The sequence below is a fragment of the Ralstonia pickettii genome, assembly GCF_000607165.1.
GTDB classification, from domain to species: domain Bacteria; phylum Pseudomonadota; class Gammaproteobacteria; order Burkholderiales; family Burkholderiaceae; genus Ralstonia; species Ralstonia holmesii.
The window spans coordinates 19,366-44,484 of the sequence record NZ_JFZG01000026.1 but is presented as its reverse complement, the minus strand read 5'-3'; the positions used below and the strand labels follow the sequence as shown (position 1 = coordinate 44,484).

General features: G+C 63.3%; 20 protein-coding genes and 1 pseudogene. 11 read left to right on the top strand and 10 right to left on the bottom strand.

Annotation, left to right across the window (positions count from 1 at the left end):
• Nucleotides 1-45 precede the first annotated feature (45 nt).
• The 3 genes and pseudogenes from tkt (at nucleotide 46) to BG83_RS28070 (ending at nucleotide 4,501) form a co-directional block, all read left to right on the top strand.
• Nucleotides 46-2,061 (top strand): transketolase, encoded by a 2,016-nt coding sequence (gene tkt / locus BG83_RS0123760; protein ID WP_024979090.1) that lies wholly within the window; start codon nucleotides 46-48, stop codon nucleotides 2,059-2,061.
• Between the two features lie 86 nt (nucleotides 2,062-2,147).
• A complete protein-coding gene (gene gap / locus BG83_RS0123755) occupies nucleotides 2,148-3,146 on the top strand; it encodes a type I glyceraldehyde-3-phosphate dehydrogenase (protein ID WP_009241512.1) in 999 nt (332 codons plus the stop codon).
• Nucleotides 3,147-3,458: 312 nt separating this feature from the next.
• Nucleotides 3,459-4,501 (top strand): annotated as a pseudogene (locus BG83_RS28070) (LysR family transcriptional regulator).
• Nucleotides 4,502-4,572: 71 nt separating this feature from the next.
• On the opposite strand, the gene fur reads toward BG83_RS28070, so the two are convergent.
• Complete coding sequence (gene fur, locus BG83_RS0123745) at nucleotides 4,573-5,004, bottom strand: ferric iron uptake transcriptional regulator (RefSeq protein ID WP_004632868.1); 432 nt, start codon at nucleotides 5,002-5,004, stop codon at nucleotides 4,573-4,575.
• 149 nt (nucleotides 5,005-5,153) lie between these two features.
• On the opposite strand from fur, the gene BG83_RS0123740 reads away from it, so the two are divergent.
• From BG83_RS0123740 to BG83_RS0123705, 8 genes are all read left to right on the top strand, one after another.
• Nucleotides 5,154-5,810 carry an outer membrane protein assembly factor BamE gene (locus BG83_RS0123740; RefSeq protein ID WP_024979089.1) on the top strand — a complete coding sequence of 219 codons (657 nt, stop codon included), beginning with the start codon at nucleotides 5,154-5,156 and terminating at the stop codon, nucleotides 5,808-5,810.
• Between the two features lie 123 nt (nucleotides 5,811-5,933).
• Nucleotides 5,934-6,725, top strand: a complete 792-nt coding sequence (gene dapB, locus BG83_RS0123735; RefSeq protein ID WP_024979088.1) for a 4-hydroxy-tetrahydrodipicolinate reductase — start codon at nucleotides 5,934-5,936, stop codon at nucleotides 6,723-6,725.
• A gap of 177 nt (nucleotides 6,726-6,902) precedes the next feature.
• On the top strand, nucleotides 6,903-9,536 hold the full coding sequence (leuS, locus tag BG83_RS0123730; protein WP_024979087.1) for a leucine--tRNA ligase: 2,634 nt from the start codon (nucleotides 6,903-6,905) through the stop codon (nucleotides 9,534-9,536).
• 30 nt (nucleotides 9,537-9,566) lie between these two features.
• Nucleotides 9,567-10,091 (top strand): LPS assembly lipoprotein LptE, encoded by a 525-nt coding sequence (lptE, locus tag BG83_RS0123725; RefSeq protein WP_037027129.1) that lies wholly within the window; start codon nucleotides 9,567-9,569, stop codon nucleotides 10,089-10,091.
• A gap of 25 nt (nucleotides 10,092-10,116) precedes the next feature.
• Nucleotides 10,117-11,193, top strand: a complete 1,077-nt coding sequence (gene holA / locus BG83_RS0123720) for a DNA polymerase III subunit delta (protein WP_024979085.1) — start codon at nucleotides 10,117-10,119, stop codon at nucleotides 11,191-11,193.
• Nucleotides 11,194-11,265: 72 nt separating this feature from the next.
• Nucleotides 11,266-12,546: a glutamate-5-semialdehyde dehydrogenase gene (locus BG83_RS0123715; protein WP_024979084.1), complete on the top strand. Its 1,281-nt coding sequence runs from the start codon at nucleotides 11,266-11,268 to the stop codon at nucleotides 12,544-12,546.
• Nucleotides 12,547-12,633: 87 nt separating this feature from the next.
• On the top strand, nucleotides 12,634-13,056 hold the full coding sequence (locus BG83_RS0123710) for a CopD family protein (protein WP_024979083.1): 423 nt from the start codon (nucleotides 12,634-12,636) through the stop codon (nucleotides 13,054-13,056).
• 129 nt (nucleotides 13,057-13,185) lie between these two features.
• Complete coding sequence (locus BG83_RS0123705; protein WP_024979082.1) at nucleotides 13,186-14,604, top strand: THUMP domain-containing class I SAM-dependent RNA methyltransferase; 1,419 nt, start codon at nucleotides 13,186-13,188, stop codon at nucleotides 14,602-14,604.
• Between the two features lie 34 nt (nucleotides 14,605-14,638).
• Here the strand turns inward: BG83_RS0123705 and BG83_RS0123700 are convergent, their stop codons facing one another.
• The 9 genes from BG83_RS0123700 to BG83_RS0123660 form a co-directional block, all read right to left on the bottom strand.
• The gene (locus BG83_RS0123700; protein ID WP_024979081.1) at nucleotides 14,639-15,646 is read right to left on the bottom strand and encodes a response regulator; all 1,008 of its coding nucleotides are present in this window, start codon (nucleotides 15,644-15,646) and stop codon (nucleotides 14,639-14,641) included.
• A gap of 82 nt (nucleotides 15,647-15,728) precedes the next feature.
• The gene (gene phcR / locus BG83_RS0123695) at nucleotides 15,729-16,835 is read right to left on the bottom strand and encodes a two-component system hybrid sensor histidine kinase/response regulator PhcR (RefSeq protein WP_024979080.1); all 1,107 of its coding nucleotides are present in this window, start codon (nucleotides 16,833-16,835) and stop codon (nucleotides 15,729-15,731) included.
• A 7-nt stretch (nucleotides 16,836-16,842) separates the two neighbouring features.
• Entirely contained in the window at nucleotides 16,843-18,171 is a 1,329-nt protein-coding gene (gene phcS, locus BG83_RS0123690) for a two-component system sensor histidine kinase PhcS (protein ID WP_024979079.1), read from the bottom strand.
• Between the two features lie 20 nt (nucleotides 18,172-18,191).
• Nucleotides 18,192-19,604: a class I SAM-dependent methyltransferase PhcB gene (phcB, locus tag BG83_RS0123685; protein ID WP_024979078.1), complete on the bottom strand. Its 1,413-nt coding sequence runs from the start codon at nucleotides 19,602-19,604 to the stop codon at nucleotides 18,192-18,194.
• Nucleotides 19,605-20,260: 656 nt separating this feature from the next.
• The gene (locus BG83_RS0123680; RefSeq protein ID WP_024979077.1) at nucleotides 20,261-21,298 is read right to left on the bottom strand and encodes a response regulator; all 1,038 of its coding nucleotides are present in this window, start codon (nucleotides 21,296-21,298) and stop codon (nucleotides 20,261-20,263) included.
• A gap of 150 nt (nucleotides 21,299-21,448) precedes the next feature.
• A complete protein-coding gene (locus tag BG83_RS0123675; protein WP_024979076.1) occupies nucleotides 21,449-22,909 on the bottom strand; it encodes an NAD(P)(+) transhydrogenase (Re/Si-specific) subunit beta in 1,461 nt (486 codons plus the stop codon).
• Nucleotides 22,906-23,235, bottom strand: a complete 330-nt coding sequence (locus tag BG83_RS0123670; protein WP_024979075.1) for an NAD(P) transhydrogenase subunit alpha — start codon at nucleotides 23,233-23,235, stop codon at nucleotides 22,906-22,908. Before BG83_RS0123670 ends, BG83_RS0123675 begins: the two co-directional genes overlap by 4 nt.
• 71 nt (nucleotides 23,236-23,306) lie before the next feature.
• Nucleotides 23,307-23,669: an aspartate 1-decarboxylase gene (panD, locus tag BG83_RS0123665; protein WP_024979074.1), complete on the bottom strand. Its 363-nt coding sequence runs from the start codon at nucleotides 23,667-23,669 to the stop codon at nucleotides 23,307-23,309.
• 79 nt (nucleotides 23,670-23,748) lie between these two features.
• The gene (locus BG83_RS0123660) at nucleotides 23,749-24,888 is read right to left on the bottom strand and encodes a Re/Si-specific NAD(P)(+) transhydrogenase subunit alpha (protein ID WP_024979073.1); all 1,140 of its coding nucleotides are present in this window, start codon (nucleotides 24,886-24,888) and stop codon (nucleotides 23,749-23,751) included.
• Between the last annotated feature and the right edge of the window lie 231 nt (nucleotides 24,889-25,119).

Below are 25,119 nucleotides of genomic sequence, written 5' to 3'. Positions count from 1 at the left end.
TGGTAAAATCGCGGTTTTCCCGCCTATCTCCTGCCGCAGGTTCGCATGACCGCCCCCGCCCTCCACTCGAATACCACCCAGCCTACCCAGTTGATGGCCAGCGCCATTCGCGTGCTTGCCATGGACGCCGTCCAGCAAGCCAATTCGGGCCACCCCGGCGCGCCGATGGGCATGGCGGATATCGCCGTGGCACTGTGGAGCCGCCACCTGCGCCACAACCCGCTGAACCCGCGCTGGCCTGATCGCGACCGCTTCGTGCTGTCCAACGGCCACGGCTCGATGCTGATCTACGCGCTGCTGCACCTGACCGGCTATGACCTGCCGATGTCGGAACTGAAGAACTTCCGTCAGCTCCACAGCAAGACCGCTGGCCACCCGGAATACGGCATCACCCCGGGCGTGGAAACCACCACTGGCCCGCTGGGCCAAGGCATCACCAACGCCGTCGGCATGGCCCTGGCCGAGCGCCTTTTGGGCCAGGAATTCAACCGCCCGGGCTTCGACATCGTCAACCACCACACCTATGTCTTCCTGGGCGATGGCTGCTTGATGGAAGGCATCAGCCACGAGGCTTGCTCGCTGGCCGGCACGCTCAAGCTGAACAAGCTCATCGCGCTGTGGGACGACAACGGCATCTCGATCGACGGCGACGTTGTCCACTGGTTCAACGACGACACCCCGAAGCGCTTCGAAGCCTACGGCTGGAACGTGATCCGCGCCGTCGACGGCCATAACGTTGCCGCCGTGGACGCCGCCATTGCCGAAGCCAAGAAGTCGGACAAGCCGACCCTGATCTGCTGCCGCACGCTCATCGGCAAGGGTGCGCCCAACAAGGAAGGCGGTCACGATGTGCACGGCGCGCCGCTGGGCGGCGCTGAAATCGCTGCCGCGCGCGAAGCGCTGGCCTGGCCGCACGCCCCGTTTGAAGTGCCGCAAGCCGTGTACGACGCGTGGGATGCCAAGGGCCAGGGCCAGGCACTGGAAAAGGCCTGGAACGCGCTGTTCGATGCCTATTCCGAGCGCCACCCGGCCGAAGCCGCGCAGTTCGAGCGCCGCATGCGTGGCGAACTGCCGGAAGCCTTCGACAAGGCCGTCGCCGAGTTCATCGAGAAGTGCGAGCAGAAGGCCGAGACCATTGCCACGCGCAAGGCCAGCCAGAACACGCTCGAAGCCTATGGCCCGGTGCTGGGTGAGCTGCTGGGCGGCTCGGCCGACCTGACCGGCTCGAACCTGACCAACTGGAGCGGCAGCAAAGCCGTGCGTGTGGATGCCTGGGGCAACCACATCAACTACGGCGTGCGCGAGTTCGGCATGAGCGCCATCATGAACGGCATCGCGCTGCACGGCGGCTACATTCCGTATGGCGGCACGTTCCTGACGTTCTCCGACTACAGCCGCAACGCGCTGCGCATGGCCGCGCTGATGAAGATCCGCTCGATCTTCGTCTTTACGCACGATTCGATCGGCCTGGGCGAAGACGGTCCGACGCACCAGTCCATCGAGCACGTTGCCAGCCTGCGCCTGATCCCGAACATGGACGTCTGGCGCACCGCCGACACCACCGAAACCGCCGTCGCTTGGGCTGCTGCCATCGAGCGCCAGAACGGCCCGAGCTGCCTGATCTTCAGCCGCCAGAACCTGCCGTTCCAGGCGCGCAACCCGGCCACGCGCGAAGCCATCGCGCGCGGCGGCTACGTGCTCCGCGATGCCGCTAACGGTAAGCCGGACGTGGTGATCATCGCCACCGGCTCGGAAGTTGGCCTGGCGGTGGGTGCAGCAGATCAGCTTGCTGCCGAGGGTATTCATGCGCGCGTGGTATCGGTGCCCGCCACGACCGTGTTCGACAAGCAGGATTCTGCCTACAAGGCGAGCGTGCTGCCGGCCGGTGTGCCGCGCATTGCCGTGGAAGCGGGCGTGACCGATTTCTGGTGGAAGTACCAGGTACAAGCCGTGGTCGGTATCGACACGTTCGGTGAGTCGGCCCCGGCAGGCGTGCTGTTCAAGCACTTCGGCTTCACCGTCGAAAACGTGGTGAACACCGCCAAGAGCGTCATTGCTTAACTGAATTTGCGCACGCGGCACCCACGAGGTGCCGCGCTGGTTTTTATCGCACCGTCGATTTCTTTTCTGCTATCAGGAGACTGACCATGACCATCAAGATCGGCATCAACGGCTTCGGCCGCATCGGACGCATGGTGTTCCGCGCCGCCGCCGCCAACTTCAAGGACATCGAAGTCGTTGCCATCAACGACCTGCTCGAGCCCGACTACCTGGCGTACATGCTCAAGTACGACTCGGTGCACGGCCGCTTCGACGGTGAAGTGTCGGTCGACGGCAACACGCTCGTCGTCAACGGCAAGAAGATCCGCCTGACCGCCGTGAAGGATCCGTCCGAGCTGAAGTGGGGCGAAGTCGGCGCCGACGTGGTGATCGAATCGACCGGCATCTTCCTGACCAAGGAAGGCGCGCAAAAGCACATCGACGCGGGCGCCAAGAAGGTGATCATGTCGGCTCCGTCGAAGGATGACACCCCGATGTTCGTGTACGGCGTGAACCACGAAACGTACAAGGGCGAGGCGATCATCTCCAACGCTTCGTGCACGACCAACTGCCTGGCACCGGTTGCCAAGGTGCTGAACGACAAGTGGGGTATCAAGCGCGGCCTGATGACCACCGTGCACGCTGCCACCGCCACGCAGAAGACTGTTGACGGCCCGTCCAACAAGGACTGGCGCGGCGGCCGCGGCATCCTGGAAAACATCATCCCGTCGTCCACTGGCGCCGCCAAGGCCGTGGGCGTGGTGATCCCGCAACTGAACAAGAAGCTGACCGGCATGTCGTTCCGCGTGCCGACCTCGGACGTGTCGGTCGTCGATTTGACCGTCGAGCTGGAAAGCGCTGCCACGTACGCTGAAATCTGCGCCGAAATGAAGGCACAGAGCGAGGGCGCGCTGAAGGGCGTGCTGGGCTACACCGAAGACAAGGTCGTCGCTACGGATTTCCGCGGCGATGCACGCACCTCGATCTTCGATGCCGAAGCCGGCATCGCACTGGACGGCACGTTCATCAAGGTCGTGAGCTGGTACGACAACGAGTGGGGCTACTCGAACAAGTGCCTGGAAATGGCGCGTGTGGTGGGCAAGTAATCCTGCTTAAAGGCACAGAAAAACGCGCCTTCGGGCGCGTTTTTCATAGGCGGGCGAAGCGCAGCAGCCGTCACAGCCACGCGCCACTCGGCGCACGCTCGATACCAGTTTGTTAAGAACTGAAAAGAAACGTTTGCGGATGGGCAAGTTTCGAATTCGCGCAACAGGAATTCGCTTTGAAAATCGGGTTGCAGTCCGTACACTGAACAAATACTACATTGTGATGTGGCGGGCTTTTACGCCGCATCCGACCCGTTGCCTCGGCAATGGTTGCCTTTCCAGTTTCCCAACGTGTTCGAGCCAAGGCGTCCCATGGTCAACGTCGATACCAAGCTGCTGGTGATTTTTGTTGAGCTGCTCAGCAAGCGCAACGCCACCTACGTGGCTGAAAAGATGCACATGACCGCACCGGCTGTCTCGCATTCGCTGGGCCGTCTACGCGAAATTTTCGACGATCCCCTCTTCATCCGTGTTCCGCACGGTCTGACACCCACGCCCAAGGCGCTCGAACTCGGCCCCAAGGTGCGTGAGATGCTTGACCTGTGGGCTGCCATCAACGAAGGCGATATCGCCCTTTTGACCCGGCCGAAGCCACCGGTACGTTCAACGTCAGCTTTGCCGGCACGTTGGGCGATGCGCTGTTCGATCGCTTCCTGTTGCGCATCAAGCGGCTGGCACCGTCATTGCAGGTACGCCTGACCGAGTCGTCCTCGTGGGAGGCCGATGTGGCCGCCATGCGCGCCAACGAGCTGGATCTGGCGTTCTCGCCGTTTCCCACGCGCCACCCCGAGATCATGGAAGAGGTCGTGACCTCCTTCAACATGTGGGTCTGTGCACGCAAGGACCACCCGATCCTCGGTGATCGCTGCACGCTCGAGCAATACCTCGACTGCGAGCATATCTTCATCGCGCAGGGCAGCCCCGGCAGCCGCGTTGCGCCGTCGCTCATTCCGCTGGACTACGCCCTGCAGCAGCGCGGCCTCAAGCGCAACTCGACCATGACCGTGCATAGCTGGCGCACGCAGGGCGAAGTGGCTGCCCAGACCGACATGATCTTCACGGTCAACTCGCTGATGAAGGACATGGTCTGCAAGATGTACGACCTCAACGCGTTCCCGCTGCCCGCAGAGCTTGAAACCGTGCTGGGGCTGAACATGCTGTGGCACCGTAGCCGCAACACGCACCCGATGCTGGTGTGGGCGCGTCAGCTCTTCAAGCAGGTCGTGGCCGAATACACCGGGCAGGCGTCGGGCGTGCCGGCCCATCCGCCCGTACAGGCCAATGAGCATGGCAAGGCCGAGAAGGGCGGCCAGGGCGACGCAGAAAAGGAGGGCGAGACGCGGTTGTCTGCCTGACATCCGCCAACTCGCCGCTCCAATGAAAAACGGCCGCAGACGATGCGGCCGTTTTCTTTTGCGATGGCGCTTCAGCGCTTTGGCCGATGCGGGCAGGCTTCCTTCGTGCAATTGCCATAGAGCGACAGCGCGTGCTCCTGCAGCGCGAAGCCGCGCGCACGGGCGATGCTCTGCTGGCGCTGCTCGATCTCGGCATCGAAAAATTCTTCCACGCGGCCGCAATCGAGGCACACCAGGTGATCGTGGTGTTTGCCTTCGTTGAGTTCGTAGATCGCCTTGCCGGATTCGAAGTTGTTGCGTGACAGCAGCCCCGCCTGTTCGAACTGCGTCAGCACGCGATAGACCGTGGCCAGGCCAATGTCCATGTGCTCGGCGAGCAGGATGCGGTACACGTCTTCGGCGCTCATGTGGCGCTCTTCGCTGGTCTGAAAGATCTCGAGGATCTTCAACCGCGGCACCGTGGCTTTCAGACCGATGTTCTTGAGGTCTGCAGGACTCGGCATGCGCCAGGCTCCCTAGAGTACAATGTTCGGATTCCAATCATAAGGGTTTTGGCGGCAAAAGTCCTATTGACGGGCGTGCACGATTTGCACCGCCGTCGCCGATTCCTCCCGTACCGGCATGTCCGGAACCGTTTGAAGGCCGATCGCTCATGACCTTTTCCTTTGCGCGCAGTCCTGTCCGTTTTACCCACGTCGCCCGTCGCGGCGGCCTGTTGGTGGGTGCCATGCTCGCTGCGTCGGCGTTGCTGGCCGGATGCGGCACCTATGACAGCACCACGCGCAAGATCGCCAATGCCATCACGCCGTATCGCATCGATATCGTCCAAGGCAATTTCGTCTCGCGCGAACAAGCAGCGCAGCTCAAGGAAGGCATGACGCGCGACCAAGTGCGCTTCGTACTCGGCACGCCGCTGTTGACGGATATGTTCCATGCCAACCGCTGGGACTACATCTTCTCGTTCAAGCGTGGCAACACGGCCGTTGTGCAGGAACGCAAGCTGACCGTGTGGTTTGATGGGGATCGCCTTGCCAAGTGGGTAGGCGCTGATGAGCTGCCGTCCGAATCGGAACTGATCTCCGAGATCGATGGCATCAAGCGCCCGAAGAAGGACGCCGCGCAAGCCGCTGCTGCTGCGGGTGCCGCACCGGCAGCGCGCGCGCCGTCGATTCCGTCGGCTGAAGCAGCTGACCGCGTGCAGTCGACCACCGGCTCCAAAAACAGTGTTGACGTGACGCTGCCGGAGCGCCGCACTGGTGGTGGCGGTACCGACACCAGCGTTCCGCCGCCGGCCACCACGTCGCCCTGAACGCCCAGGGGCGCGTGTAGCCGGAGCACCGGCACACCATCTTCGAGCGAGCGGCGGACGGGTTCCGCCGCTTGTGCGTTTTACAGACCGCTTTCTCTTTTGCAGCTTTTCGCTTCCACCGACATGAAAATTGCGATTGCAGGCGCCTCGGGCCGCATGGGCCAGATGCTGATCGACACCGTACTGAGTACGCCGGGCGTGACGCTGGGCGCCGCGCTGGACCGCGCCGGCAGCGACGCCGTGGGACAGGACGCCGGCGTCAAGCTTGGCAAGACCACTGGCGTGATTGTGACCGACGACGTGCGCGCGGGGCTCTCGCAGGCCGATGTGCTGATCGATTTCACACGTCCTGACGCGACGCTCAATCATCTGAATGTGGCGCGTGAGCTGGGCACTGCCGTGGTGATCGGTACGACCGGCTTCACGGCCGAGCAGAAGGCCAGCTTCAAGACCTACGGCGAGTCGATCGGCGTGGTCTGGGCGCCAAACATGAGCGTGGGCGTGAACGCGACCTTCAAGTTGATCGAAGTCGCCGCGAAGATCCTGGCGCAGGGCTATGACGTCGAGATCATCGAGGCGCACCACAAGCACAAGATCGACGCGCCGTCGGGCACCGCGCTCAAGATGGGCGAGATCGTGGCCGAGGCGCAGGGCACCAAGCTGGCTGATCGTGCGGTGTATGCCCGAGAAGGTGAGACCGGCCCGCGGGAGCTTGGCACCATTGGTTTTGCCACCGTGCGCGGCGGCGACATCGTAGGCGACCACACCGTGCTGTTTGCCGGTGACGGCGAGCGCATCGAGATCACGCATCGCTCCAACACGCGCCAGTCGTATGCCGAAGGCGCCGTGCGCGCTGCGGTGTACGTGGCCGGCAAGAAAGGCTTGTACGACATGAACGACGTGCTCGGCCTGTAAATCAGGTGGGCAGGAAAGGGCGCCGGCAGGCCTGTCCGGCGCCTTTTTTCTCCGCTCGCGATCGCCCGGATGGGATGGGTGGCGACGGTATAATCGGGCCTTTTCCGTTATTCAATCCGGCTGCGCGCGTTGGTTGTGCGGCTGCAATCGCCCGGGGCACCCGGACGACCCATCACCATGCAAGACAAATACTCCCCGTCCGAAGTCGAACAGCAAGCGCAGCAACACTGGCAGGCCCTGGATGCCTACCGGGTGACCGAACACGCGCGCGCTGCTGACGGCTCGGACAAGCCCAAGTTCTACGCGTGCTCGATGCTGCCGTATCCGTCGGGCAAGCTGCACATGGGCCACGTGCGCAACTACACGATCAATGACGTGATGACGCGTCAGCTGCGCATGAAGGGGTACAACGTACTGATGCCGATGGGCTGGGACGCCTTCGGCATGCCGGCGGAAAACGCGGCGCTCAACAACGGCGTGGCACCGGCTGCATGGACCTACGACAACATCGCTTACATGAAGAAGCAGATGCAGTCGATGGGTCTGGCGATCGACTGGTCGCGCGAAGTGGCGACCTGCAGCCCGGACTATTACCGCTGGAACCAGTGGCTGTTCCTGAAGATGCTCGAAAAGGGCATCGCCTACCGCAAGACCGGCACCGTGAACTGGGACCCGGTTGACCAGACCGTGCTTGCCAACGAGCAGGTGATCGACGGGCGCGGCTGGCGCTCGGGCGCGATCGTGGAAAAGCGCGAGATCCCGATGTACTACCTGGGCATCACCAAGTACGCTCAGGAACTGCTCTCCGACCTCGATCCGCTGGGCTGGCCCGAGCGCGTCAAGCTGATGCAGCAGAACTGGATCGGCAAGAGCGAGGGTGTGCGTTTTGCATTCCCGCACAACATTTCCGGTGACGACGGCAAGCTGATCAACGACGGCAAGCTGTATGTCTTCACCACGCGTGCCGACACCATCATGGGCGTGACTTTCTGCGCCGTGGCCGCCGAGCACCCGATCGCTACGCACGCCGCGCAGACCAACCCGGCACTCGCCGCGTTCATCGAAGAGTGCAAGCACGGCAGCGTCATGGAAGCCGACATGGCAACCATGGAAAAAAAGGGCATGCCGACGGGCCTGACCGTCACACACCCGCTCACGGGCGAATCCGTGCCGGTGTGGGTCGGCAACTACGTGCTGATGACCTACGGCGATGGCGCCGTGATGGGCGTGCCCGCGCACGACGAGCGCGATTTTGCCTTCGCCAACAAGTACGGCCTGCCCATCAAGCAGGTTATCGACGTAAAGGGTCAGCCGTACGACACGACCACCTGGGCCGAGTGGTACGGCGACAAGGAACACGGCGTGCTGTTCCACAGCGGCAAGTACGATGGCCTGAACTATCAACAGGCCGTCGACGCCGTATCCGCTGACCTGGCCGCCAAGGGCCTTGGCGAGAAGAAGACGACCTGGCGCCTGCGCGACTGGGGCATCTCGCGCCAGCGCTACTGGGGCACGCCGATCCCGCTGATCCATTGCGAGAGCTGCGGCGTCGTGCCGGTGCCCGAGCAGGATCTGCCGGTGCGCCTGCCCGAAGACCTCGTTCCGGATGGCACGGGCAACCCGCTCGCCAAGGACCCCCGCTTCCTGGAGTGCACGTGCCCGTCGTGCGGCAAGCCCGCGCGCCGCGAGACCGACACGATGGATACGTTCATCGATTCGTGCTGGTACTACATGCGCTATACGTGCCCGGACGGCGACACCATGGTCGACGCCCGCAACGACTACTGGATGCCGATGGACCAGTACATCGGCGGCATCGAGCACGCGATCCTGCACCTGCTGTACGCACGCTTCTGGACCAAGGTCATGCGTGACCTGGGCCTGGTCAAGTTCGACGAGCCGTTCACCAACCTGCTAACGCAGGGCATGGTGCTCAACGAGACGTACTACCGCGAAGATGCATCGGGCAAGAAACAGTGGATCAATCCGGCCGATGTTGACGTGCAGACCGACGAACGCGGCCGCCCGGTGGGTGCCACGCTCAAAGCGGATGGCCAGCCGGTGGTGATTGGCGGCGTGGAAAAGATGTCGAAGTCGAAGAACAACGGCATCGACCCGCAAGCGCTGATCGACCAATACGGTGCCGACACGGCGCGCCTGTTCACGATGTTCGCCGCGCCGCCCGAGCAACAGCTCGAGTGGAACGACGCCGGTGTGGAAGGTGCCTCGCGCTTCCTGCGCCGTCTGTGGAATTTTGGCGTGGCGCATGGTGACGCCATTCGCGCCGGTCACGGCAATGGCGTCGTGGCGGGTGCAACGGATGCCGATCGTGCGCTGCGCCGCGAGCTGTACACCGTGCTCAAGCAGGCCAACTACGACTACGAGCGCCTCCAGTACAACACCGTTGTCTCGGCGACGATGAAGATGCTCAACGCGCTGGAAGGCGCCAAGGACGCGGGTGCCGATACGCGCCGCGAAGGCTTGGGGCTGCTGCTGCGCGTGCTGTATCCGGTGGTGCCGCACATCACGCACGTGCTGTGGACGGAATTGGGCTACGCCGGCGCGTATGGTGACTTGCTCGACGCCCCGTGGCCGCAGGTCGACGAAGGCGCCCTGGTGCAGAGCGAGATCGAACTTGTGCTGCAGGTCAACGGCAAGGTGCGCGGCAGCATCGTCGTGCCGGCCGATGCCGACCGCGCCGCCATCGAAGCGATTGCCGCCAAGGATGAAGCGGTCCAGAAATTTGCTGAAGGCAAGCCGCCCAAGAAGATCATCGTGGTGCCGGGCCGTCTGGTGAACGTGGTGGCCTGATCGGCCATCCCACTCAAGGAACGCATGGTTATGTCGTTGTCCCGAGGTTTGTCCCGCCGCCGCTTTGGTCGCTCTGTCCTTGCCCTGGCGATCGCGCTTCCGGCGCTGTCCGCCTGCGGTTTTCACATGCGGGGCAATACCGACTTTGCGTTCAAGCGGCTGTACATCAATCTGCCGCAGAACTCGCAGATGCGCGCGCAGTTGCGCCGGCTAATCGACAACGGCTCTGACACCGTCATCGTGTCGGACAAGAAAGACGCCGATGCGCTGCTCGACGTGCTGGCCGAAGATCGCGTGAAGACCATCTCGTCGCTCACGCCGCAAGGTGTGGTGCGCGAATACCGCATTACGTATCGCTTCCGCTTCCAGCTGCGCGATGCGCACGACAACCTGCTGATCCCGCCGTCGGAAATCACGCAGTTCCGCGATCTCTCGTACAACGAGACGCAGGTGCTCGCCAAGGACTACGAAGAAGCGGCGCTCTACCGCGACATGCAGGGCGATACGATCAATCAGCTCGTGCGGCGTCTGGGTGCCGTGAAGCTGCCGTCGTAAGCGGCGGATCAGGGCAAGGTTTGGCATGCAATTGCGGCTCGATGCGCTCGAAGGTCATCTGAAGCAGGCCACCACCAAGGGGCTCGCGCCGCTGTATGTGGTGCACGGCGACGAGCACCTGCTCGCACTGGAAGCTGTTGATGCGCTGCGCCAGGCCGCCCGTGCGCAGGGCTTTAGCGAGCGCGAGGTGATGAGCGTCGAGCGCGGTTTCTCGTGGTCGCGCGTGACCGAGGCGCAGCAATCGATGTCGCTGTTCGGGGATCGCAAGATCGTCGAGTTGCGCATTCCGTCCGGCAAGCCCGGCAAGGATGGCGGTGAGGCATTGCGCGCATTGGCTGCGGGCACGCCGTCCGGCCCCGCCACCGATACCCTCACGCTGATTACGCTGCCGAGGCTGGATTTTGCGACCGCCAAGTCGGCGTGGTTCGCGGCGCTGGAAGGCGCGGGCGTGTCGATCAAGATCGATTCGGTGGACCGCACCAAGCTGCCTGGCTGGATTGGCGAGCGCCTGGCACGCCAGCAGCAGCGTGCGGAGCCTGGTGAGGCTGGCCGACGCGCCCTGCAGTTCATTGCCGACCGTGTGGAGGGCAACTTGCTGGCCGCGCATCAGGAAATCCAGAAGCTCGGTCTGCTGCATCCGGCGGGCGTACTGACGTTCGACGATGTGCACGATGCGGTGCTCAACGTGGCGCGCTACGACGTGTTCAAGCTGTCCGAAGCCATGCTGGCGGGAGATGTGCCGCGTCTGGTCCGCATGCTCGAAGGCCTGCGCGGCGAGGGTGAAGCCACGGTCCTGGTCCTCTGGACGTTGACCGAAGAAATTCGCGTATTATCAAAAATCGCCTCTGGTGCGGCCCAAGGCAAGCCGGTGGCCTCGATGCTGCGGGAACTTCGGGTGTGGGGCCCGCGCGAGCGGCTGGTGCCGCAGGCGGCGCAGCGGTTGTCGCTGCACGAGCTGGAGGGAGCACTCTCCATGGCTGCCAAGCTGGATCGGCAGGTCAAGGGATTGCGCGAACCATCGCTACCGGCTGAACCATGGGATGGCCTGCTGCAACTGGCGATGCGCATCGCGCGGCCCGGCAGCCTCCCGGTGCCGGCCTGATCCGCGCCATTGGCGCAAGCCTCCGAATTGTCCTCACTCTGAATTGCCGGCAGCTCGCCGGTCGCGATCATCATGAAGCAGCTCGACGTGAACGAATACATGGCCCTGGTCGGCCGTCAGGCGCGCACCGCCTCGCGCGGCATGGCACGTGCCGGCACCGCGCAGAAGAACCGCGCGCTGTTGCATATTGCAGCCGCCGTCCGTCGCGATGCTGCCAAGCTCAAAGAGATCAACGCCCGCGACGTCGAGCGCGCCCGCGCTAACGGCCAGGATGCTGCTTTCATCGACCGCCTCACGCTCACCGACCGCGCCATCGATACCATGGCCGCTGGCCTGGAGCAGATCGCCGCGCTGCCGGACCCCATCGGCGAGATCAGCAACATGAAGTTCCGCCCGACCGGCATCCAGGTCGGCCAGATGCGTGTGCCGTTGGGCGTGATCGGCATCATCTATGAGTCGCGTCCAAACGTGACGGTGGATGCCGCGGCGCTTTGCATCAAGTCGGGCAACGCGACCATTCTGCGCGGCGGCTCCGAGGCGATCGAATCAAACGGCGCGCTGGCCGCGCTCATCGAGGAAGGTTTGGCCGATGCTGGCTTGCCTGCCAACGCCGTGCAGGTGGTGGCCACCACAGACCGCGCGGCGGTCGGCAAGCTCATCACCATGACGGAGTATGTCGATGTGATTGTGCCGCGCGGTGGCAAGAGCCTGATCGCGCGCCTGATCGAAGAAGCCCGGGTGCCGATGATCAAGCACCTGGATGGCATCTGCCACGTCTACATCGACGCCGATGCCGACATCGAAAAGGCCGTGCGCGTGTGCGACAACGCCAAGACGCAGCGCTATGCGCCGTGCAACACGATGGAGACGCTGCTCGTGTCGCGCGATGTGGCTGCGCGCGCGTTGCCGCCTCTGGCGAAGATTTACCAGGACAAGGGCGTCGAACTGCGCGTATGCCCGGCCACGCGCGCCACGCTGGAAGCTGCCGGCTTCGGCAATCTGAAGGATGCTGTTGAGGCCGACTGGCACACCGAATACCTCGCGCCGATCCTGTCGATCCGCACCGTTGACGGCCTGGACGCCGCCATCGAGCACATCAACACCTACGGGTCTGCACACACCGATTCGATCATCACCGAAAACTATTCGACCGGCATGCGCTTCCTGCGCGAGGTCGATTCGGCGAGCGTGATGATCAACGCGTCTACGCGATTTGCCGATGGCTTCGAGTACGGCCTGGGCGCCGAGATCGGCATCTCAAACGACAAGCTCCACGCGCGTGGACCGGTCGGGCTGGAGGGGCTGACCTCGCTGAAGTACGTCGTGTTCGGGCACGGCGAGATTCGCACCTGATATCGCTTCTTGCACGTTTTGCGCCGCCACGAGCGGCGCGACGCGTTTTCATCGATCGCGCTTCATACCATTCACGGGACTGTTCGCATGCTCTGGGTCAAAGCCTTTCACATCGTCTTCATCGCGTCGTGGTTTGCCGGGCTGTTCTATCTGCCGCGCATCTTCGTGAACCTTGCGATGGAAACCGAGCGTGCGGCCATCACGCGCCTGCTGATCATGGCGCGCAAGCTGTTCCGCTTCACGACGATGCTGGCGATTGTCGCGATCCTGCTGGGGCTGTGGCTGTTCCTGGGATATCGCATCGGGCTGTATCCGCCCAATGGCTGGATGCACGCGAAGCTCGCGCTGGTGCTCGTGACGATCGGATATCACCACGGTTGTGGCGTGCTGCTGCGCAAGTTCGAGGCGGGCACCAATAAGCGCTCCCACAAGTTCTACCGCTGGTTCAATGAACTGCCGGTGCTGTTGTTGCTGGCGATTACGATCCTGGTGGTCGTCAAGCCGTTCTGAGATCACTGCAAAATGATTCTGACGGCCCAACCCCTCCTTGCCGTACGACTTGTACTGTCTGCGTCGGCATTGACCCGTCAGAACCGCTTCGCTTCATTTTGCAGCGATCTCTAACTATTTTGTGTTCCGATGGCAACTGCTTACTTCGCGCCATGCCCCCGTGGGCTAGAACAGGCGCTGGCCGATGAACTGGCCGAAATCGCCATCCGCCCGGAGGTGGATGAGCTGGCCGCGTTCGAGGTGGGCCGCACCGTGCCGGGTGGCGTGCACTTCTTCGGCACGCAGGGTGCGGCGTATGCCGTGAACCTGCACAGCCGCATCGCCAGCCGCGTGCTGATGCGCCTCGGCTCGCGCGGGTATCGCTCGGAAGACGACATCTACGCGCTGGCCGCCGCGCAGCGCTGGGAAGATTACTTCACGCCCGACGAGATGATCCGCGTGGACGTGACTGCGCACAAATCGCCGTTGCAGAGCTTGAAGTTTGTCGGCCTGCGCGTGAAGGACGGGGTGTGTGACCGCTTCCGCCAACGCATGGGCGCGCGGCCCAGCGTCGATACCGTCTCCCCCGACGTGCGCATCTACGCGTACCTGACCGAGACCGACTGCACGATCTATCTCGACACCACCGGCGAGCCGCTCTTCAAGCGCGGCTGGCGCCAGGAAAAGGGCGAGGCGCCGCTGAAGGAAAATCTCGCCGCCGGCATTCTGCGCCTGACGGGCTGGACGGGTGCTCACGGCATGCCGTTCTACGATCCGATGTGCGGCAGCGGCACATTCCTCGTTGAAGCCGCGCAACGCGCGCTTGGCATTGCGCCGGGCGGCCAGCGCGCTTTCGCCTGCGAGTGGTTGCAGGACCACGACGCCAAATGCTTCAAACGCCTGCGCGAAGCCGCCGCCGATGCTGCCGCCGCCTCCATGCGCCGTGCGCCGCCGTTGGTTGCTGGCGCCGACATTTCCACCGACATGCTCGCCTATGCCGCAGCCAACTGGCAGCGTGCCGGCCTGCCCGGCGAGCCGGTGCTCAAGCAAGTTGATGCGCGCTTCGGCAAGCCGCCGTTCGAGGCCGCCGGTGTGCTGCTGATGAACCCGCCTTACGGTGAACGTATTGTCGTGCGTGGTGCTCACGGTTCGCGCCGCCGCCGGCCGGAAGGCGAGAGTGCGGAGGACGGCACCGTGTTCGAGCGCGCCAGCCGAGCCATGGGCGCCCCGCGCGACGATGGTCGCCGTCCGATGCGCGAGCTGCGTCAACCGGAGCCGCCGCCCCCCGTCGACCCCGAGGAAGAGGCCGCCGCCAACGAGTTCGCGCAGGCCTTTGCCGGCACGCTCAAGCGCGACTTCGCCGGCTGGAAGGCATTCGTCTTCACCGGCGATCTGTCGATGCCGCGTCGGATGCGACTGAAGGAATCGCAGCGCACACCGCTCTACAACGGCAACATCGAATGCCGTCTGTTCCGCTTCGACATGGTGAAGGGCGGTATGCGCGATCGACCCGAGCGGTCCGAGTGGCCCTCAAAGGGCGATGCCTCAAACGACAACGCCGACGCATAAGCATCGGCGTTGTGTGACAACTGCGGGCGGCGTTTCAGGCGGCCTGCAGATCCTGGAAATGCTCCATCCACGCCGCGAGTTGATCCGGCGTGAGCTGCGTCTGGTTGTCGAGCAGGCGCAGCTTGACTGTCGCGCCATCGCGCTCGGCCGTGAGCGACCAACCCTTGCCATCGAGCCACAGCAGGAACGCCAGCCACTTGGCATGCGATTCCGACACCTTGTGCGTGGACGCCGCCTCCAGGAATTCCGTCAGCGTGGTGAGATCCACCACCGCCGCAGCATCGCTACCTGACGGCGAGACCTTGCCGTGCAGTACCTCGGCCAGCACTTCCAACGCCTGCGCCGCGGGCTTGCTGTCAAAGCGCGATGACAGGTCCACATATGCCTGCCGCACTGCGTGGCTGAACTCACCGGTACGCAGGCTTTCTTCGCCAACCAGCTCGGTATAGTCCTTCATCGCCCAATCGGGCTGTGCCAGCGATTGCAGACCCACGACGGCGGCTGCACGGAGGTAATCGTTGACTGCACTGAACGACGACAGCCCCGACACCGCGAGGTACAGCGTCTGCAGCGCACCGATGCGATGTGTAAGCGTCTGGCTCTGGCGCACGGTCATCTTCTCGCGCAGCAGCGCGTCACGCTCGCGACGCAGATCGGAGAATTCCAATGCCTGCTTCAGTTCCACACGCAGCGCGGTGATGTCCCACGGCTTCTTGATGTAGCGGTGAATCTGCCCCTGGTTGACTGCCTCAACCGTGTCTTCGATTTCGGAGTAGGCGGTGGTCAGGATGCGCACGAGGTGCGGATAGCGCTCGCGTGCGTAGCGCAGCAATTCGTTGCCGAGTTCACCGGGCATGCGCTGGTCCGACACGAGCACGCCCAGCGTGGCGGCGTGCTGGTCGAGCATGCGCTTGCCTTCTTCGACCGAGGTGGCGGTGACGACCGGCGCCAGTGAACCGATGGCACGGCCGAAGTAAGTCAGCGCCAATGTCTCGTCGTCCACGTACAGGATCTTGGGCTCGTTGCCCCCGGGATTGATCATCCGTCACTCCTCATAGCAATTGCAGTCGATACGGCAAACGCGCGAATCACGTGCGGCCTGGTTCGTAAGTCTTGTGGTGTTGTCATGGGAACGTCAGAGTCACGCGCGTGCCTGCGCTGGGTGCAGAATCAATCGCAATCGCTCCCCCGAACGATTGCATGATCCGCGTACAAAAAATCATGCCCATGCCGTTGCCGCCTTCTTCGGCGCGCGTCGTCACGGGGTCGATGGTCAGCCGCGCGAGAACGTCGGGCGCAATACCGGGGCCGTTGTCCTCGATGCGAATCATGTGCTGGGCGGTGCCGGCGTCCGGCACACGGCTGGCAACGATTTCAAGCTTCGGCGCATTGGTGTGCCGCAATGCCTGCAACGCGTTGCTCGTGAGCGACGAGAGCACCAGCATCACGCAGTTGGGCAGCGTCTGGATCGGAAAATCGTCTTCCACGCGGTACGACACCCATTCGCGCTGCGCGTTCGTAAACGGGTACGTGTCGAACAACGAGCGGATCAGCCCGCCCGCGCTGTTGGGCGTGGCCGCTGTGCCGGGCTTGCCGTACGTGTTGCGCACGGAGTTCAGAAACGTGGCGATCACCGAGAGGCAATAGCGCGCGTTGTCCTGCACGCGGTCGGCAGCGCGGCCAATTTCGGGAAGGGCCCCGGGTGTGGGCTCGCTCTGGTCAACGCGCATGCGGATGCCGCGTGCAAAGTTCGAGATGGCGGCCAACGGCGTGTTCAGCTCGTGCGCAAGAAAAGCCAGCGTTTCGTCGATTGCCATGAGGCGCTGGGTACGCAAGAGGCGGTCCTGGCGCAGTGCCAGCGCCTCTTGCAGCGAGCGCCGCACGTCATCGGGCTGATAGGGTTTCTCCAGGATCTTGAACACGCGCCCGGTGTTCACAGCCTGGATCAGCAGGTCCTTGTCGGCATATGCGGTGACGAGGATGGTGGCGATGTCGCCGTATTCCGCATCGATGAAGCGCAGCAGTTCGGTGCCGTCGCCGCCCGGCATGCGGAAGTCCGTCAGGACCACGCTGATGCGCTCGTGCGAATCGTGCAGCACGGTCTTGGCCTCTTCGACGCTGTTGGCCGTCAGCACCTCGTAGCCGGTGCCGATCATGCGCGCGAACCATTTGCAGGCCTGCGCTTCGTCGTCGACGTAGAGGATGGTGACGGTGTCCGGCGTGGTGTCCATGATGTTTCTACTCCGAGCGCGGCAGGTCGAACGTGAAGCGCGCCCATTCGCCTTCCTGACTCGTCACGGCAAGGGTGCCGCCGTGCCGCTGGATGACGCTGTAGCTGATCGACAAGCCCAGACCAAGGCCCTTGCCGACATCGCGCGTGGTGAAGAACGGCTCGAACACGCGCGACAGGTTTTTCTCGGAGATGCCCGGGCCGTTGTCGGTCACCACCACATGCAGGCGGTTGTCGATCCACTCGCCGGCAATTTCGATGCGTGGGTTCTCGCGCTGCACCTTTTGCATGGCAAGCGCCGCGTTCGACAACAGGTTGATGAGCACGCCGATGATGGCGGCCTCGTCGCCGCGCACGAGCGTGTCCGGAGGAAGCTTGCGTTCGAGGGCCACGCCACGCAACTCGTGGCTCGTCAGGCGGATGGCCGAGTCGATTGCCTTCTCCGCCAGGAACGGCGCGTCGGCCTCGCCCTTCTCAGGGCTGCGGTAGGCGAAGGTTTTCAGATCCGACACGATGTGCTGCACACGCTGCATGCCTTCCTTGGCATCGGACAGACATTCGAGCAGCATCGGGCTGCCCTTGGCGGTCGGGTCTTCCTGCGCCACGGCAATCGCCATCAGGCAGAAGTTGACCGGATTGTTGATCTCATGCAGCAGGCCCGCAGACAGCGTGCCGATGGCGGCCATCTTTTCCTGCTGCAGAAGCTGGCCCTTGATGTCGGTGAGGTTCTGATTGGTCTGCGCGAGCTGCTCGTTCTTCTGCGCAACTTCTTCCTTGAGTCGGAAGAGCTGGAAGCGCCCGCGTTCGTTGAAGTACGTGTATAGCGTGCTCGTCGCAATCGAGAACAGGATGAACAGCGAATGCACGATGAAGATCTCGCGCGACTGGATGCCGCCCGGATGCAGCGTGCACGCAATCACCCAGAAGATATACGTGCAGGTGCCGAACAGTACGGCTTGCAGAAAGCCGATCGGCATCACCATGCCCACCGCGTAGATCGCCAGGTTGAGCCCCGAGTAATACGGTGAACTGGCGCCCTCGGTGTCGTAGATCATCCACGAGATCATGATCTGCGGACAGATCAACCAGAAGAACGTCAGGCTCTGCACATGCTCTTCGCCCCAGCGCGTATAGAGCACAAGCAGTGCGCCGAACATGATGAGCGAGGTGATGACGCGCAGTGAGGCGAACAGCCAGAGCTTGTCCACGTACATGCCGTAGTCCAGCCCGACGCCTGCCAGCACCAGCACGATGCCGGTAACGGCCGCCATGCGGCTGAAGACGAGCCGGAACTGCTTCAGCTCGGCCTGGTATCCGCGATGTGTAATGGGCTCCATGCGTGTTCCTGGGCGGCGGATTAAGCGGCGGATGTGGCGAGCCCGGCTACGCTGGCATGGGCGAATACGTTGACGCCGGTCACGTCGGTATAGACACGCACGTCGTGCGAGCCTTCGGGCAGCAGCTCGGCCATCAGTGGTTCATCGCGATAGACGAGATACCACTCCAGCACGTGTTCCATCACGAAGCGCATCGGGTTGTTGCCGTGCACGTTGGTCGCAAGAATGGCGCCGCCCCGACGCGTACGCGAAGCAAAGTAAGCGAGCAGGCGCTGGCAGACTTTGTTGGAGAGATAGTCGAACAGGCCGGCGCAATAGACCGCATCGCAATCGCCGGCTTGCGGGCTGTCGGCCGTGATGCGGCGTTTGAGCAGTTGGTGTACAGATTCATGCACGAAATCGACGGTGACGGTCTTGCGCGCGCGGTCCATCGCACGGCGCATCTGCTCGCGGGTGTAGTCGAGCGTTTCTTCGCTGAAGTCCACCAGTTCGAACGACAGCAGCGTTGGTTCCGGATGCTGCTGAATGAAGCGCTGAATTTCCACCGCTGGTCCGCAGCCCACGTTGAGCACCTTGAACGTACGGCCCGCCGCCTTGGCTTGTGCGGCCAAGTCGCTCAGATACTGCACAAGAATGTCGATGCGGTTGCGGTGCGCCTCGGCCACGTCGGTACGCAGGAAGGCGGCGTTGACGATCTGGAAATACGTGTTCGGACCTTCTCGCGGGTCGGAGAGGATCTGATTGACCATCTCGTAATCGCCCGCATAGCCCAGCGGCTTGGTGTACGTGCGATAGATGAAGGGCGCGCGCAACAGCAGCGGATGCAGCGCGGCTTGCGCGAACGTGCGGTGCGCCGGCGCAAGCTCCGCTTCCACCTTGCCTGCTTCCGACTCCAGCCCATCCATGTAGCCCTTAAGCTTGAGCATGATCGGCTCGGCCAGCTCCTGGAAGACATCCATGCGCAGCTTGTTGTCTTCTCGCGGCAATGTCTTCGACAGATCCACCTGTTCTACCCAGCGCGACACCTCGGCCAAGAACGCACGCATCTCGTTGACGACGATCTGATAGTCGCGATGGATGCGGAAGCGTTCCTGCCATTCCTGCACGAACGTTCGCGCTTCTTCGCCCACCGAGGCGGGCGTATCGGCCACTTCCGATAGCTCGCGCCATTCGTCGATCAGCGTGAGCGAGACGACTGCGGTCAGTCCCGTGTTCACCAGGCTGATCACCACCGCCTTGCCAAGATAGGCTTGCCGCGTCCCCATCTTGATCGCGAGTTCGGACAGCACCTCGCTCACCTGCACGATCGAGTAGGGGTTGTAGATCTCCATCACCAGGGCACGCCGCTGCAGCGTGATGATGGTGCCGCGGACCTGCTGACCCTGTGAGTTGCGGAAGCTGACCGCGGGATCGATTTGGTTGGGTGAGTACACGGTGCGAATTTGCCGGAGACTTCAGGGAAAACGTCTGCCAAGCGGGACGCTCACTCCAACAACCGTGCACCCGGGGTCGCACCGCGAATCCGGGCACCGCGAATACGACGCGCCCCGCCGACACTGCCGGGCATGCCGCCGCATCAGTCGTGAAAGCGTGCTTGAAGCCGTCCGCTGGCCGTGCGCAATACGCGCCAGCCCGGGCGTCTCTCGCCCAAACCCGCTCCGAGAAGATCGGGGAAGATGATCGACTGCAGCCGGCGCCGTCAGTATTGCTACCGCGGCACCTCTACTACCGGCCGATCAACAGCGTGGCAACGGGAATCGTGCAACCGTGAACCATGACCAGATTGGAACGATGCACTCCCCTGACATCCGCAACGCGCGCTGCTTGAACGCGCGGCCCGCTGCTGCATCCCAAATCGTCCCTCAAGGAGAATCCCGCACAGTAATGAACTTGGGGCGCCGTATCGAATGTTGCGTGCCGGCACCCTCGTTCGCCATGATGCCGCAGCTATGCCACGCATGCATCAGGGCGATTCAGCCGGGCCATGCTCTGACGTCGTGGCTGCCGGATGACGCAATCGATTGTACTTGCCCAATGTGACCCACACAATGCGGAAACCCGCAGTGCAGAGCAAAGCGAAAACACCACCTCAGCGTGATTTTCGGCCGGTGAGCGCGTCCGGATCCTGCTTATAGTTGGTGAGGAACTGGGTGTAGCTGTAGACCTGTGCCGGCAGCAGGTGGCTGGGCATGTCGAACAGCGCGTAGTAGTACGGTTCGCGCCCCTGGCAAACCTCTGCGGGCAGGCAATATTGTTCCCACTCCACACAGGCCGGGGTGTACATGCCGTCGCCGGGCCAGAAGAACGGGACGATCTGCTTGTCGTGCAAGCCCTTGAGCAGCGCATCGGGCGCGTTGTACGCCTCGGCGTTCTCCAGGTGCGTGAGCATGCTCGCGTTGGTCTCGATGACCATGAGCGTGGCGCGCCCGTCGGCCGTGAGCAGCAGCACGCCGGCGGGGTGCGGATACAAGTAGTACTCGATGAAACGGTAGCGTGTAGACAGCTCACGCACGAGCCGTGTGATCGCGGGGTCCGACAGAAAACTGAATGAGTGGCGCGACAGCAGATCGCGCAATGTGCTCGACAGGTTGCTGAAGTAGCGCACCTGCAGTGCTTCGATTTCCGCGCTAAGCCGCTCGGCCATCGCCGGATTGTCTTTCTTGATGTAGCGGTCGATCAGGCCGTCGTTGAAACCCTGCACGGCGATGTTCTCGTCGGCCATGCCGGTGAGCAGGATCGTCATGCACGGCAGATCTTTGAGCTTGGCGCAGAACTCCAGCCCGTTCATGCGCGGCATGGAGTAATCCACCACGATGACAGAGGGCTGCAGGAAACGATTGACCTCGTGGATCTGACGGTAGACGCGGTCAACGTCAAGCTGGATGGTGCGGCGCTCGGTCGAGAACGTCAGGTCGTCGTGCGTGACGCGCACGGGCAGGAAACCCGGCATGCGAAGCGAATGCCACTGGCGCAGCCACACCAGGGCCTCTTCCGGATCATTGAAGGCCAACAGCGCGCGCGATGGGTCCATCTGGAACCCGAGGCTTTCCACGAACGATTGGCTGTCGTCGACCACCACCGTCAGGGTGGGGTGGAAATAGACCGGCAGGGCGCTGTCCTGTTGCATACGTCGGGAGGAATCGGAAGAGGGCCGGGTGCAGCGCACGGCCGGTGTGGCCGGCGCTGCCCGTTTGCACTACGTTACTGCCTGCCGCCGCCGGGAGCAAGCGGAACCCGTTTGACCTGACGGCCCGTTGACAGCCGTCAGTGCACGGCCTTACTCGACAGACTTCACCATGTCTTCGACGACCTTCTTGGCGTCGCCAAACACCATCATCGTCTTGTCCATGTAGAACAGCTCGTTATCGAGCCCGGCGTAGCCGGCGTTCATCGAGCGCTTGTTCACGATGATCGTCTTGGCCTTGTAGGCCTCCAGGATCGGCATGCCGGCAATGGGCGACTTCGGATCGTTCTTGGCCGCCGGGTTGACCACGTCGTTTGCGCCCAGCACCAGCACCACGTCGGCCTGGCCAAACTCACCGTTGATGTCTTCCATTTCAAACACCTGGTCGTACGGCACTTCGGCTTCGGCCAGCAGCACGTTCATGTGGCCCGGCATGCGGCCTGCGACCGGGTGGATTGCGTATTTGACGGTGACGCCCTTGTCCGACAGCTTTTCGGTCAGTTCCTTCAGGGCATGCTGCGCGCGCGCCACCGCCAGGCCGTAGCCGGGGACGATGATGACTGTTTCGGCGTTGCCCATGAGGAAGGCCGCATCATCCGGCGAGCCCGATTTGACCGGGCGCTGCTGCCCGCCGCCACTCGCTGCGGCTCCGGCGGAAGCCTCGGAGCCGAAGCCGCCCAGGATCACGTTGAAGAACGACCGGTTCATCGCCTTGCACATGATGTAAGACAGAATGGCACCGGATGAACCGACCAGCGAGCCGGCAATGATCAGCATCGGGTTGTTGAGCGAGAAACCGATGCCCGCCGCAGCCCAGCCCGAATACGAGTTCAGCATCGACACCACCACCGGCATATCGGCGCCGCCGATCGGAATGATGATCAGCACGCCCAGCACAAAGGCGATGGCCGTCATGATGACGAACGGCAGCCAGCTCTGGCTCAGGAAGAACAGGATGCCGAAGCCCAGCATGGCCACCGCCAGCAGCAGGTTCAGCATGTGCTGGCCAGCAAACTGCACCGGCGCGCCTTGGAACAGACGGAACTTGTACTTGCCCGACAGCTTGCCGAAGGCGATGACCGACCCCGAGAACGTGATGGCGCCGACGAACGTGCCGATGAACAGCTCCACGCGGTTGCCCAACGGCAGCACGTTGTCACCAGCCATCGTGATGCCGAACGCCGACGGTTCGGCCACGGCGGCCACGGCAATGCACACGGCGGCCAGACCGATCAGCGAGTGCATGGCCGCCACCAGCTCGGGCATCTTGGTCATTTCGACCGTGCGCGCCACATAGGCGCCGATGCCGCCGCCCACCACCAAGCCCGCGAAGATCAGGATGAAACCCGTGGATGTGCCGCTCTCGGTGCCGGCAAACATCTCGGCCTTGAGCTTGTAGATGAGCGCGATGGTGGTGACGGCGGCGATTGCCATGCCCGTCATGCCGAACGCGTTGCCGCGCCGCGCCGTGGTCGGGTGCGAAAGCCCCTTGAGCGCCTGGATGAAGCACACCGACGCCAGCAGGTACAACAGGGTGACGAGGTTCATGCTCATTGCTTGGCTCCCTCGCTCTGACCGCCCTTGGCCTTCGGCTCTTTCTTCTTGAACATCTCCAGCATGCGCTGGGTGACCAGGAAGCCGCCAAACACGTTGACCGCTGCCAGTGCCACCGCCACCACGCCCATCGTGCGGCCCAGGCCCGTCTGTGTCAGGCCGGCCGCCAGCATGGCGCCGACGATGATGATGGCCGAGATGGCATTCGTCACGGCCATCAGCGGCGTATGCAGCGCCGGCGTGACCGTCCAGACCACGTGGTAGCCGACGTAGATCGCCAGCACGAAGATGATCAGGTTGATCACCGTGTGATTGACCAGCTCCATGAGTGCTCCTCCTCGCTTCTTGGTCGATGTGCGAAGCGGCCCTGTCATGCAGACACGGGCCGCCTGGCGCGTCAGGTTTCCTTGATGGCCTTGATCTTGTTGCCCTCGCCCAGCAGCACGACCTTGGGCTTGTAGGCGGCGACCTCCTCTTCGTTCATCGGCGCGTAGGTGCAGATGATCAGCAGGTCGCCCACGTGGGCGCGGCGTGCAGCGGCGCCGTTGAGCGAGATTTCGCCCGAGCCGCGCTTGCCCTTGATGATGTAGGTCGAGAAGCGTTCGCCGTTGTTGACGTTATACAGCTCGATCTTCTCGTATTCGCGCATGTCGGCAGCGTCGAGGAGGTCCTCGTCAATGCCGCACGAGCCTTCGTAGTCGAGATCGGCCTGGGTGACCGTCGCGCGGTGCAGCTTGGCGCGAAGCATGTTGCGTTGCATGAAGCTTTCCTTGAAACAAAAATGAAATCGCCACTGGCGACCAGGCCGGGTTGTGACGCCCGCCAGGCCGCCGTCTCCGTTATTTGGCGGCGCTCGTGGCTGCGGGAGCGCGCACCACCTGGCCGGCCTGACTGAGCAGGCAGGCGGCCACGATGTCGTCTTCGCGGTTGATGTTCAGGCCGCCATCCTTGTCGATGATCAGCTTGAGGAAATCGAGCACGTTACGGGCGTAGAGGGCAGAGGCATCGGCCGCCACCATCGACGCGAGGTTGGTGTAGCCCACCAGCGTGACGCCATGCTTGACGACCACACGGTCGGCTTCGGTGAGCGGGCAGTTGCCGCCTTGCGCCGCTGCCAGATCGACGACGACCGAGCCCGGCTTCATCGCCTGCACGGTGGCTTCGGACAGCAGCGTCGGCGCGCGGCGGCCCGGGATCAGCGCCGTGGTGATGACGATGTCGGCCTGGCTTGCGCGCGTGTGCACCAATTCTGCCTGGCGGCGCATCCAGTCGGGCGGCATCGGGCGGGCATAGCCGCCCACGCCCTGGGCGATCTCGCGCTCTTCGTCCGTCAGGAACGGCACGTCGAGGAATTTGGCCCCCAGCGATTCGATCTGCTCCTTCACGGCCGGGCGCACGTCAGAGGCTTCGATCACGGCACCCAGGCGCTTGGCCGTGGCGATGGCCTGCAGACCGGCCACACCTGCGCCCAGGATCAGCACGCGCGCGGCTTTCACGGTGCCGGCGGCCGTCATCAGCATCGGCATGAAACGCTGGTAATGGTTGGCCGCCACCATCACGGCCTTGTAGCCGGCGATGTTGGCCTGCGAGGAGAGCACGTCCATGCTTTGCGCGCGCGTGGTGCGTGGTGCAGCTTCCAGCGCAAACGCGGTGACGTTGGCGGCGGCGAGGCGGGCCGTATTTTCGTCATCAAAGGGATTGAGCATGCCGACAAGCACCGCGCCCGGCTGCATCTGCGCCAGTTCGGCCGCTTCTGGCGAGCGCACCTTCAGCACGATCTGCGCGCCGAGCGCTTCAGCCGCGGTGCCGATCTTGGCGCCCGCAGCCACGTAAGCGTCGTCGGGCTGGGCGGCGGCTACGCCGGCACCCGATTGCACCGTCACCTGATGGCCAAGCGCCACGTACTTTTTCACCGTTTCCGGGGTCGCGGCAACGCGCGTCTCGTCCGCCCGCGTCTCCTGCGGGATGCCGATGTGCATCGTGTTCTCTCCTCGCTGATTATGTTTAGGATGCGCGCGAAGTGAACGAAGGCGCGCTGGATCAGGATCGACGTGCAGCTTACCCGAACTTTTTGGCGCACGGACGCTCGTCGAATGGCATGTCGAATATCCGAACCGACAAGGAATGCAGGCCGATCCTGCGCAAACGTGTGCTCAATTGCTCACAACAGCGGCGCGCGGCGATATGCGTCTGCTCCAACGCCCTGGGCA